8 protein-coding genes are annotated in these 12,034 nt (G+C 73.4%); 2 read left to right on the top strand and 6 right to left on the bottom strand.

The window, feature by feature from the left end; all coding sequences use genetic code 11:
• Nucleotides 1-116: 116 nt before the first annotated feature.
• From OG737_RS22515 to OG737_RS22505, 3 genes are all read right to left on the bottom strand, one after another.
• Nucleotides 117-1,562, bottom strand: coding sequence for an aldehyde dehydrogenase family protein (locus tag OG737_RS22515; RefSeq protein WP_328927928.1), 1,446 nt, complete (start codon nucleotides 1,560-1,562; stop codon nucleotides 117-119).
• 183 nt (nucleotides 1,563-1,745) lie between these two features.
• Complete coding sequence (locus OG737_RS22510) at nucleotides 1,746-3,326, bottom strand: PucR family transcriptional regulator (protein WP_328927927.1); 1,581 nt, start codon at nucleotides 3,324-3,326, stop codon at nucleotides 1,746-1,748.
• Between the two features lie 133 nt (nucleotides 3,327-3,459).
• Nucleotides 3,460-5,586, bottom strand: coding sequence for an ATP-binding protein (locus tag OG737_RS22505; RefSeq protein WP_328927926.1), 2,127 nt, complete (start codon nucleotides 5,584-5,586; stop codon nucleotides 3,460-3,462).
• 236 nt (nucleotides 5,587-5,822) lie between these two features.
• On the opposite strand from OG737_RS22505, the gene gabT reads away from it, so the two are divergent.
• Together gabT and OG737_RS22495 are read left to right on the top strand one after the other, a co-directional pair.
• Nucleotides 5,823-7,157, top strand: a complete 1,335-nt coding sequence (gene gabT / locus OG737_RS22500) for a 4-aminobutyrate--2-oxoglutarate transaminase (RefSeq protein ID WP_328927925.1) — start codon at nucleotides 5,823-5,825, stop codon at nucleotides 7,155-7,157.
• A gap of 142 nt (nucleotides 7,158-7,299) precedes the next feature.
• Entirely contained in the window at nucleotides 7,300-8,097 is a 798-nt protein-coding gene (locus OG737_RS22495) for a phosphatase PAP2 family protein (RefSeq protein ID WP_328927924.1), read from the top strand.
• Here the strand turns inward: OG737_RS22495 and OG737_RS22490 are convergent.
• The 3 genes from OG737_RS22490 to OG737_RS22480 all read right to left on the bottom strand — a co-directional run bounded on the left by OG737_RS22490 (nucleotide 8,054) and on the right by OG737_RS22480 (nucleotide 12,021).
• A complete protein-coding gene (locus tag OG737_RS22490; RefSeq protein WP_328927923.1) occupies nucleotides 8,054-9,859 on the bottom strand; it encodes a glycoside hydrolase family 18 protein in 1,806 nt (601 codons plus the stop codon). The genes OG737_RS22495 and OG737_RS22490 overlap by 44 nt on opposite strands.
• Before the next feature lie 123 nt (nucleotides 9,860-9,982).
• Complete coding sequence (locus OG737_RS22485; protein WP_405678283.1) at nucleotides 9,983-10,447, bottom strand: hypothetical protein; 465 nt, start codon at nucleotides 10,445-10,447, stop codon at nucleotides 9,983-9,985.
• 155 nt (nucleotides 10,448-10,602) lie between these two features.
• Complete coding sequence (locus tag OG737_RS22480; protein WP_328927922.1) at nucleotides 10,603-12,021, bottom strand: FAD-dependent oxidoreductase; 1,419 nt, start codon at nucleotides 12,019-12,021, stop codon at nucleotides 10,603-10,605.
• Nucleotides 12,022-12,034 lie beyond the last annotated feature (13 nt).

The following is a 12,034-nucleotide window of genomic DNA, read 5'->3' as shown; positions in this document are numbered from 1 at the left end:
GGACTACCAGCCGGTGCTACCTGTGAGTCGTACCCCGTTCGCGCCCTCGGGAAAAGAGGAACGGCCGGAGCCCCCGCACAGTGGGCTCCGGCCGTCGGCTTTTTGGCCGTACGAGATCAGATGTCGAGGCCGGTCAGGACCAGGACTCGCTCGTACGTGTAGTCATCCATCGCGTAGCGGACACCCTCACGGCCCACACCGGACTGCTTGACGCCGCCGTACGGCATCTGGTCGGCGCGGTAGGACGGCGCGTCGCCGACGACCACGCCGCCGACCTCGAGCTCACGGTGGGCGCGGAACGCGGTCTGGATGTCGCGGGTGAAGACGCCGGTCTGCAGACCGAACTTCGAGTCGTTCACCGCGGCGAAGGCCTCGTCGGTGCCCTCGACCTTCTGCAGCGTCAGTACCGGTCCGAAGACCTCCTCGGTGGCGAGCTTCACGCCGGCCGGGACGTCCGCCAGGACGGTGGGCTCGTACGAGGCACCTTCGCGCTTGCCACCGGTGAGCAGCTTGGCTCCGCCGGACACGGCCTCGTCGACCCAGGACTCGACGCGCTTGGCGGCGTCCTCGGAGACGAGGGGGCCGACGTCGGTGGCGGAGTCGGACGGGTCACCGGTGACCTGCGCCTGGACCTTCGCGACGACCTTGTCGACGAGGGTGTCGTAGACGGAGGCATCGGCGATCACGCGCTGCACCGAGATGCAGGACTGGCCGGCCTGGTAGTTCGAGAAGGTCGCGATACGGGTCGCGGCCCAGTCGAGGTCGGCCTCGGAGGCCCAGTCGGCGAGGACGACGGCCGCGGCGTTGCCGCCGAGCTCCAGCGTGCAGTGCTTGTGCGGCACGGACTGCTGGATGGCGTAGCCGACGGTGTCGGAGCCGGTGAAGGAGATGACGGGGAGGCGCTCGTCCTTGACCAGGGCGGGCATCTTCTCGTTCGCGACCGGCAGGACCGACCAGGAGCCGGCCGGGAGGTCGGTCTCGGCGAGCAGCTCACCCAGGATCAGGCCGGACAGCGGCGTGGCCGGAGCGGGCTTGAGGATGATCGGCGCGCCGACGGCGATGGCCGGGGCCACCTTGTGGGCGCACAGGTTCAGCGGGAAGTTGAACGGCGCGATGCCGAGGACCGGGCCCTTGACGAAGCGGCGCGTCAGGGCGAGACGGCCGACGCCACCGGCGTCGGTGTCGAGGCGCTGGGCCTCTCCGCCGTTGAAGCGGCGGGCCTCTTCGGCGGCGAAACGGAACACGGACACCGCACGGCCGACCTCACCGCGGGCCCACTTGATCGGCTTGCCGTTCTCGGCGGAGATCAGCTGGGCGATCTCCTCCGTGCGCTCGGCGAGCCGCTTGGACACGTGGTCCAGGGCGGCGGCGCGCACGTGGGCGGGGCTCGCGGAGAACTCCGCCGTCACGGCGTGCGCCGCGGCCACGGCCTCTTCGACCTGGGCGTCGGTGGGCACGCTGACCGTGCCGACCAGCCGGCCGTCCCACGGGGAGTGGACGTCGAAGCTGTCCTCGCCGGTGGCCTGGCGGCCGGCGAGCCAGAAGGCGTGGGTGGAAGTCATGCGAATCCCGGCCCTTCGAATGTGTGCTGGGGCACCGCCCAGCGGTGGCTGGGGGCGGGTCGTTGTCCCCTCCACCGTAGGACCCGGCCGTGGATTCGGCGTTTAGCCGGGGTGTAGTACCTGCGGTCCGGGCCGCGCCGGTTTGTCACTGTCGCACCCGTGGGCCGCCTGCTGGGGCGGTGGCTACGACGGGGCCGGGGACGCCTTCAGGGCGAGCCACAGCTCCATGCGGACGTCCGGGTCGTCCAGGGAGCGGCCGAGGATCTCCTCGACCCGCTTCATCCGGTAGCGCAGGGTGTGCCGGTGCACGCCGAGGTCGGCGGCGGCCGCGTCCCACTGGCCGTGCCGGGAGAGCCAGGCCTGCAGCGAGGCCACCAGGTCGCCGCGACCCGTCTCGTCGTGCTCCCGAAGCGCGCGCAGCGTGCCGTCCGCGAAGGCGCGTACGGCGTCGTCGGCCAGCAGCGGCAGGACCGAGCCCGCCGCCATCTCCTCGTGCTCCACCAGCGGCCGTCCCCGACGCCGGGCCACGGCCATGGCCTGGTCGGCCTGTTTCAGGGCCGCCGCCACGGCACCCGGGCCGGCCGGCGCGGACAGGCCGACGACGAGTTCGTCCGGCTCCGGACCTGCGGCGTCCCGGCCGCGCCGCGCCTCCAGCGCCTCCGCGTGGTCCAGGCACGCCTGTACGGCCGAGCCCCCGTCGGCGGCCAGGACGACGAGCCGGCCCGGCTCCGGGACCACGAGCAGCGGCTCGCCGGTGCGGGCGGCCGCCGACTCCACGGTGTCGGCCAGCAGGGCCAGACCCTCGGGCTGCGCGGTGCCCGGCAGCGCCGGCTCGGCCGCGATCAGCCGGAACGGGGCCTCCAGCAGGGCCCCGTACAGGTCCCCGGCCACCGCCCGCGCGTGCTCCGCCTCCCCCGCCAGCAGCATCCGCAGCACCGCCGCCCCCAGCCGGGACTCGGCGTCGTGCAGCGAGCGCGAGCGCTCGGTGGTGAGGGTCAGGAGCGCGACCGCGGAGTGGACCGCGTACCGCTCGGCCGTGCCCAGCGGGGCCCCGGTGCCGACGGCGAGCGCGCCTCGCGCCCGCCGGCCCGTGCCCAGGGACTGCAGCTCGACCCGGTCCTCCGAGCCGCCGACCACGGCGCTCGCCGGCGCGGGCCGCTCCCGCAGCCGCTCCACGTCCGGGGTGAGCCGGGCGGCGCGCCGAGCGGCCCAGTCGGGGGCGGCCGCGACGACCGCGCCCGAGGTGTCGTACAGCGCGGCCCAGCCGTGCACGTGCGCGGCCAGCTTCGACAGCAGCTCGGCGGGCCCGTCGGCGGCGAGCGCGGCGCGCGTCAGCTCCCGCTGCGCCTCGAAGCCGGCGGTCACGGCCCGGTACTGGTCGGCCGCGAGTGCGGCGGAGACGGCCTTGCTGATGGCGAGGAACGGGGTCCGCCGCGGGACCTCCAGCAGCGGCATGTCCTCGCCGCGCGCCGCCTCGACCAGCGCCTCCGGGATCGCCTCGTAGTTCACGCCGACGGCGAAGCCGATGCCGACGACCCCGGCCGCGGCGAGGCGGCGTACGTAGCGGACCATCTCCTGCGGGTCCTCCGCGTCCAGCTTCATCGCGGTGATCAGGAGCAGTTCCCCGCCCTCCATGTAGGGCACGGGGTCGGCGAGCTCGCTGACGTGGGCCCAGCGCACGGGGGTGTCGAGGCGACCCTCCCCCGCCCGGACGCTGAGCTTGAGGGCCGAGTGCTGGACGAGCGAGGCGAGGGTGAGCGGCATCGGTTACCGGAGGCCTTAGCGGGAGGGGGCGGCGGAAGGGGAAGGACAGAAGGGCAGCAGGAGGAGCCGCGTCCACTTTTCGCCGTGTCGTACGAACGGCTCCCCTCGATTCTGCCACCTCGTACGGGTCCGTTCAGGCGGTTCCGCCGAGCCGGACCAGCAGCGGAGCCGCCCGCTCCCCCCGGACCGAGGTCAGCGACAGCACCGCGTACCCCGGCGGCACGTCGTGCGCCAGGTCCGAGGCGGACCACCGCTCCCGCTCCACCTGCCGCACGGTGACCGCGTCGGTGGTGACGGCCTTGCCGGTGACGAGCTTGCGGAAGGCGTGGATCGCCCGGGTCAGCGGCTGGTCGGCGAAGACGGTGCGGTGGGTGACGTCGCGCGTCTCCACCCATTCGGTGCCCCAGGTCTCGGCGAACCGCTTGCCGTCCCAGGTGGTGACCCCGGAGAAGGCCATCCGGCAGCCGACCGCACCGAGCAGCGGGGTCCGCAGCTCCTCCGGTACGTCGTCCAGCGAGCGCAGCGTGAGCAGGACTCCGGCGTTCGCCGAGCGCAGCCGCTGCACGCCCCGGACGGTCTGCGCGGTCAGGGTGTGCGAGGCGTCGTCGAAGGCGAGGAAGGCGAAGAGGGAGCGGTCGGCGCGGGCGGCCGCGGCGGCGTTGAACTGCGCGAGCAGCAGCCGGGCCAGCATCCGCGAGGCGTCGGCGTGTCCCCGCTCGGGCAGGTCGACGCGGACCCGGATCGGGTGTTCGAGGGTGCGCAGCGAGAACGGCCGGCCCTGGCCGGTGGTGTCGAAGAACCCGGCGAAGGCGGGCCGGTCGAGCAGGGCCACGCGGTCGGCGAGAGCCGGTCCGGGGTCCGCGGGAGCCCCGTGCTGCCGTTCCCGGGCGTCGAGTTCGCGGAGCATCGTGTGCAGGCCGGCGTCGGCCAGGTCCCGGCGCAGCTCGCCGAAGGCGTCCGGCATCTGGTCGAGCAGCTCGCGCAGTTCGGCCACGGCGGGGAAGCGCCCGTACGCCGCCCGGAAGGGCCCCAGCAGCTGGGCGAGGGCGGTCGCGGCCCGGCGCACCTCGATCCCCTGCACGTCTCCGACGAAGGCCTCGGCGAGCAGGGTGGCGGCCTCGTCGGGGTCCGTCGCGCCGCCGTAGAGGTCGAGGTCGTAGACGGAGTCGGGGTCGCCGACGCGGACCACGACGTCGTACGCGGCGTCCGGCCCGAGCCGGGCCCCGGCCGCGCCGACGGCGACGACGGCGGCCTGGCCGGCGAGCGCCTGCAGCGCGAGGGACTCGACGACGGGCCGCACCAGCCGGCCGGTCTTGCCGGATCCCGAGGGCCCGACGGCGAGCAGCGAGGTCCCGAGGACCTCGGGGTCGAGCGCGAGCGAGGTACCGCGGCGGGCGTACGGGTTGCGCCGGCCGTCCTCGACGGTGCCGAGCAGCACCTGCCGGGCCAGCAGGTCGTGCCGGGCGGCGCGCACGGGCAGGTCCCGCTCCCCGGACGGGTGTACGCAGGCCCCGGCGCCCTTGTCGCGCACGGCCTCGGCGAACGCCCGGAGCCGGGACGGGTCGGCGCACACGGACTCCCACGCCCGTCGGATCCGCGCGTAGTCCACGTCGTTCATCCGCCCGGCCCCGGCCTCCCCTTCGAGCCGTTCGGCCGCGTCCCCCAGCCCGGCACCCCGCAACTGCGGCCAGCGCGCGGGGTCGTCGGCGCCCCCCGCCTCGGGGCGGACCGGGGCGGCGGTCTGCAAGGCGTGCACGGCGCGGACGGCGCGGCTGGCGAGCAGCCTGCGGCCCAGCTCGGGCCAGCGGCCGAGGCGCCCGAAGCCGATGGTCAGGGTGGCGGCGACCAGGGCGTACCAGACGTACGAGGCCACGACGGACGGGAGCGTCCCCGCCCAGGAGTCGGGCGTGAACATGTAGAGGGGCCAGAGCCAGAACCCGCCGAGGTAGCCGTTCCACAGCAGGGACCACAGGAGCAGCCCGGCCAGCAGGGCGATCAGCGCTCCGCTGACCAGCTGGCGGGTGGGGGTCACCTCGGGTTCCTCGGCGGCCCGCGGCACGTGCCCGTAGGTCCAGACGCCCGGCCCGTCGGAGGCGCGCGGATGGCGCAGCCAGTCCTCCAGCGCCGGCCCGGCCGCCGGCGCGTGGGAGGGCTTCGGCGGGAGGCCCGGCAGGGCCGGCGGGTGCGCGGGGGGCCCGGCGGGTCGCGGTACACGACCCGAACGGGTCTCCTGACCGTCGTACGTGCCCTCGGTGTCCATGAACCCCTGCCCCCTGACCGTGCCGTGCGCTGCGGCGCTCAATCTAGTGCCCGGCCCGGGCGTTGGGGCCGTACACCGCCATGACCGGCGGGACACGTCCCGCATCCTTCCTATGGCCGTCACGGACAAGGACACGCGGGCACCACTCCCGAACGGAGCATGCAGTACCCCCACCCCCGGGCCTAGCCTGCGGACAAAGACACAAGTGCGTCCGAAAACACCCCCAGGAGCCCTCTATGACCGCTGTCCCGCAGGAGCGCCGCATCGTCACCGCGATCCCCGGCCCCAAGTCGCAGGAGCTGCAGGCCCGCCGCCTCGAGACGGTGGCCGGCGGCGTGGGCTCCGTGCTCCCCGTCTTCACGGCCCGTGCGGGCGGCGGCATCATCGAGGACGTCGACGGCAACCGCCTGATCGACTTCGGCTCCGGCATCGCCGTGACCTCGGTCGGCGCCTCCGCCGAGGCCGTCGTGCGCCGCGCCTCCGCGCAGCTCGCGAACTTCACGCACACCTGCTTCATGGTCACGCCGTACGAGGGCTACGTCGAGGTCTGCGAGGCCCTCGCCGAGCTGACCCCGGGTGACCACGCCAAGAAGTCGGCCCTGTTCAACTCCGGCGCCGAGGCCGTCGAGAACGCCGTCAAGATCGCCCGTGCGTACACCAAGCGCCAGGCCGTCGTCGTCTTCGACCACGGCTACCACGGCCGTACGAACCTCACGATGGCGCTGACCTCGAAGAACATGCCGTACAAGCAGGGCTTCGGCCCGTTCGCCCCCGAGGTCTACCGCGTCCCGGTCGCCTACGGCTACCGCTGGCCCACCGGCGCCGAGAACTGCGGTCCCGAGGCCGCCGCCCAGGCGATCGACCAGATCACCAAGCAGATCGGCGCCGACAACGTCGCCGCGATCATCATCGAGCCGGTCCTCGGCGAGGGCGGCTTCATCGAGCCGGCCAAGGGCTTCCTGCCCGCGCTCGTGAAGTTCGCCAACGACAACGGCATCGTCTTCGTCGCCGACGAGATCCAGTCCGGCTTCTGCCGCACCGGCCAGTGGTTCGCGTGTGAGGACGAGGGCATCGTCCCCGACCTGATCACCACCGCCAAGGGCATCGCGGGCGGTCTGCCGCTCGCCGCCGTGACCGGCCGCGCCGAGATCATGGACTCCGCCCACGCGGGCGGCCTGGGCGGCACCTACGGCGGCAACCCGGTGGCGTGCGCCGGTGCGCTCGGCTCCATCGAGACCATGAAGGAGCTCGACCTCAACGCCGCGGCGAAGAAGATCGAGTCCGTCATGAAGGCCCGCCTGACGGCCATGCAGGAGAAGTACGACATCATCGGCGACATCCGCGGCCGCGGCGCCATGATCGCGATCGAGCTCGTCAAGGACCCCGCGTCCAAGACCCCGTTCCCGGAGGCGGCCGCGTCGCTCGCCAAGGCCTGCCACGCCGAGGGCGTGATGGTCCTCACCTGTGGCACCTACGGCAACGTGCTCCGCTTCCTGCCGCCGATCGTCATCGGCGAGGACCTGCTGAACGAGGGCCTGGACATCATCGAGGCCGCTTTCGCGGGCATCTGATCGAACGGTTAGAACGTCCGAGCGCAGCGCTCGACCGCTACCGGCGGTAATCGTCGGGCGCTGTGAAGAACGTGTGGGGGGCCGATGGCGGGAGCGCGTTCCTGCTGTCGGTCCCCCTTTCGCTGCCGTACGGTTTCTGCAGATGAGTGAGACACCCCGCTCCCGGGAAACCGTGGGCGACACCAGTGCCGGGCTTCCCCAGCGCCGTACTGGGCATGCGTTCGCGCACACTCCTCACCGATCGGACGGCCGACCGCCCCAAACCCCCCGGGGCGTGCGGCGACCCGATCCGGGCGGCCGTCCCGGAACCATCCCCCCTGTTCCGGGACGGCCGGCCACTCTTTCCAAGGCCGCCGTCCAGGCAACGCTCTGCCTGACCGCCTTCGCCCTGATCACCTGGCAGGTCCTGGTGTCGGGGCCACTGCTGTCCCCGGACGCGCGCCTCAGCCGCGCCCTCGTCCGCAGCGTCCCCGACGCCGTCACCGAACGGCTCTCGGACCTCGGGAACGTCCCCGTCGCCCTGCCCGTGCTCCTCCTCGCCGTGGCGTACGCCGCCCGGCGCGGCAACCGGCGCGGCGCCGCGGCCGCGGCCCTGGCCATGGCCCTGGTCCCGGCCCTGGTCGTCCCGCTGAAGGAATGGACCGCCCGGCCCGGCCCGCTGGAGCCCTGGGCCGCCGGCTACTACCCCTCGGGCCACACCGCGACCGCGGCCGTCGCCTACCTCGGGGCGGCGCTGCTCGTCGCCCCGTACACCCGCCGGGCATGGCCGACGGCCGTCGCCCTCGTCCTGACGGGTGCGACGGCCGTGGGCCTGGTGCTGCGGGGCTGGCACTGGCCGCTGGACGTGCTGGCCAGTCTCCTCGTGTGCGCCCCGCTGCTGCTGGCGGTGGGGCGGGTCAGCCGGCCGCGCCCCCGAAGTACGCGTCGAAGTTCCGGCTGAACTCCCAGCCTCCGAAGCGGTCCCAGTTCACCGACCAGGTCATCAGGCCGCGCAGGCCCGGCCACGTGCCGTGGGTCTGGTACGCGCCGCAGCCGGCCTTCTTCGTCAGGCAGTCCAGGGCTTTGTTCACCTCGGCGGGCGGAGTGTGGCCGTTGCCCGCGTTCGTCGTGGCCGGCAGGCCGATGGCGACCTGGTCCGGGCGCAGCGGCGGGAAGACGCGGGCGGCGTCGCCGGCCACCGGGAAGCCGGTGAGCAGCATGTCGGTCATGGCGATGTGGAAGTCCGCGCCGCCCACGGAGTGGTACTGGTTGTCGAGACCCATGATCGAGCCCGAGTTGTAGTCCTGGACGTGGAGCAGGGTGAGGTCGTCGCGCAGGGCGTGGATGACCGGGAGGTACGCGCCCGCCCGCGGGTCCTGGCCTCCCCAGGGGCCCGAGCCGTAGTACTGGTAGCCCAGCTGGACGAAGAAGGTCTCCGGGGCCATCGTCAGGACGAAGTCGGGGCCGTACGTGGCCTTCAGGGTCTTCACGGCCGAGATCAGGTTGACGATTCCCGGGGTGGTGGGGGCGCGGAAGTCGGTGTCCCCGGTGGCGAGGGAGAGGGAGTGGCCCTCGAAGTCGATGTCGAGGCCGTCCAGGCCGTACTCGTCGATGATCGCGCTGACGGAGGAGACGAAGGTGTCGCGGGCGGCCGTGGTCGACAGCTGCACCTGGCCGTTCTGGCCGCCGATGGAGATCAGCACCTTCTTGCCCGCCGCCTGCTTGGCCTTGACGGCCGCCTTGAACTCGGCCGGGGATTCGACGTTCGGGCACTCGGCGGCCGGGCAGAGCCGGAAGCGGATGTCGCCCGAGGTCACCGAAGTCGGTTCGCCGAAGGCGAGGTTGATGACGTCCCAGGAGGCGGGCACGTCGGCCATCCGGAGGTAGCCCGAGCCGTTGGCGAAGCTCGCGTGCAGGTAGCCGACGAGCGCGTGCGCCGGGAGGCCGCCGCCTCCACCGCCGCCGCTCGTCGTGGTCACCGAGACGGGGGCGCTCTTGGGGGACTCGCCCGCCGAGTTCACCGCGCTGACCCGGAAGGTGTACGTGGTGGACGCGGCGAGTCCGGTGACCGTCACCGGGCCGGAGCTGACGGACAGGGGCGTCGCGCCGTCGCGGTGGACGGTGTACGAGGTGGCTCCGGGTACCGCCGGCCAGGACAGGGAGGCCGTGCTCGACGAGGTGGCGGAAGCCGTCAGGCCGGTGGGGGCGACGGGCGGCAGGACCGCGCCGCCCGGGTCGGGTCCGATCAGGGTGAGGTCGTCGGTGAGGTGGGCGGGCTGGCCGTACCAGCCGTGGGTGTAGACGGTGACGGAGGTCGTCGACGGGCCGGTGCGGAAACCGGTCGTCAGCTGCTTCCAGGCACCCGGGGTCTGCGTCCAGGCCGACACGTCGGTGGTGCCGGTGCCGCTCGCGCCGAGGTAGACGTAGGCGCCCTGCACCCAGGCGGCCAGCGTGTAGGCCGAGTCGGGCTTGACCGCGACGGTCTGGGAGCAGCGGGCGTTGTCCTGGCCGGCCGGGGTGGCCTTGAGGGCCGAGCCGCCGCCGTGCACGGGCGAGCTGACGGCGGCTCCGCTGCCGCCCGAGCAGCTCCAGCCGTCGAGGCCGGCTTCGAAGCCGCCGTTGCGTACGAGGTCGGCGTCGGCCGCCGCGGCCGGCGGGCCCGCGGCGAGGAAGCCGGCCGCCGCGAGGGCGGCGGCCGTGAGGAGGGACCAGGCTCTGCGCACAACTGCCTCCGGTACGTGGGGGGATGGAGGGGTTCTGGGGGCACCTCCCTGGGGGTCCCCCGGACGGAGTCTGGGGGAGGCGACCGAGGGAGGAGCCCAAGATGGTCCAGACCAATACCCTTGTCAAGACGTCCGGCCCTCCTCCGCCGCCACGCGCGCGGCCGCCTCGTGCATCGCGAGCTCCAGCACCACCGGGTCGGTGAGCATCCCCTGCCCGTCCGGGAGCACCAGCCAGCGCACCCCGCCCGTGGCCCGGCCGGGATACGGCACCACGATCCAGGTCCCGCGCCCGGCGCCCCGTACGCCCGTACCGACCCAGCGGGACGCCGTGCCCGGAGGCACGAAAAAGCCCAGCCGCGAGTCGCCGAAATCCGCGAGCACCGGGCCGGGCCGGGCGAGGAGCAGGGCCAGCACGTCGAGGGTGGCCTGCCCCAGCTCCCCGGGCAGGATCAGCACGTCCCAGCGCCGGCCGGCGGGCAGCAGGGCGACCCCGAGGGGGTTGCTCTCCCACCGCGCCCGGCAGGCTTCGGGATCCGGCGCCACCGATACCAGCCATTCCACTGCCGTCTTGGCCTCCGGGATCGCCATCGCCCGGCCTCCGTTCGTCTCGTGCCGGTGAAGGGTTCTCACCGGGAGAGAGCGGGGCCGGGCGGGTCTATGACGCGGATTCCGTTACTCCGACGTGGTGAAGCGGCTCACACGCCGGCGGGCGGGTGTGCGGCGGGGGCGTGCGCCTCGGCGGATCAGCTGTCGAAGCCGAGGCCGAAGCGGTCCAGCGTCCTGAGCCAGAGGTTGCGGTGCCCTCCCCGGCTGTCGGCGCGGGCGAGCGACCACTTGGTGAGGGTGATCCCGGTCCACGCGAAGGGCTCGGGCGGGAACGGCATCGGCTTGGACTTCACCATCTCCAGCCGGGTGCGCTCAGTGGAGACCCCGTCGAGGAGGTCCAGCATCACGTCCGCGCCGAAGCGGGTGGCGCCCACCCCGAGCCCGGTGTAGCCGGCCGCGTAGGCCACCTTCCCCGAGTGCGCGGTGCCGAAGAAGGCCGAGAAGCGCGAGCAGGTGTCGATCGCCCCGCCCCACGCGTGGCTGAAGCGGATCCCCTCCAGCTGCGGGAAGCAGGTGAAGAAGTGCTCCGCGAGCTTGAGGTAGGTCTCGGGGCGGTGGTCGTACTCGGAGTCGAGCTTCCCCCGGTACGGGTAGATCGCGTCGTAGCCGCCCCACAGGATCCGGTGGTCCTTGGTGATCCGGAAGTAGTGGAACTGGTTCGCGCTGTCGCCCAGACCCTGCCGGTTCTTCCAGCCGATGGAGGCGAGCTGCGCCTCGTCCAGCGGCTCGGTCATCAGGGCGTAGTCGTAGACCGGCACGGTGAACGGGCGGATGCGGCGGACGAGCGAGGGGAAGATGTTGGTGCCCAGGGCGACCCGGCGCGCGAGGATCGTCCCGTACGGGGTCTGCACGGTCATCCCCGGACCGGCCGAGGCCATCTTGAGGCCGCGGGTGTTCTCGTAGATCCGCACCCCGAGGTCGAGGCAGGCCTGCTTGAGGCCCCAGGCCAGCTTCGCCGGGTTGAGCATGGCGACGCCGTCACGGTCCCAGAGGCCCGCGAGGAAGGTCGGGGAGTCGACCTCGGCGCGCAGCGCGTCCCCCTCCAGCCACTCGGAGCCGCCCGCGAGGCCGAGGCGGCCGGCCTCCTCGTGGAGTTCCCGCAGCTCTTCGACCTGGTGGGGCTCGGTGGCCACGTCGATCTCGCCGGTGCGCTCGAAGTCGCAGTCGATGCCGTAGCGGGCGACCGCCTCCTCGATGGCGTCGAGGTTGCGGGCGCCCAGCTCCTCCAGCTTGGCGAGCTCCCCCGGCCAGCGGGCCATTCCGTTGCCGAGGCCGTGGGTGAGGGAGGCGGCGCAGAAGCCGCCGTTGCGGCCGGAGGCGGCCCAGCCCGCCTCCTTGCTCTCGATCAGGACGACGTCCCGTCCGGGGTCGCGCTCCTTGGCGATCAGCGCGGTCCACAGACCGCTGTAGCCGCCGCCGATGACCAGCAGGTCGCACCGCTCGTCGCTGGTCAGCGCCGGCTGCGCGGCGGGCTTGCCGGGGTCGTCCAGCCAGTACGAGACCGGCTTCGCTTCGGAAAGGGATTTCGCAACACTTCGCATGGCGACTGGGGCCATGGCTTCCAACTCC

It is taken from the genome of Streptomyces sp. NBC_00122, assembly GCF_045160845.1.
Classification (GTDB): Bacteria; Actinomycetota; Actinomycetes; order Streptomycetales; family Streptomycetaceae; genus Streptomyces.
This window is presented reverse-complemented; position numbering and strand designations above follow the sequence as displayed.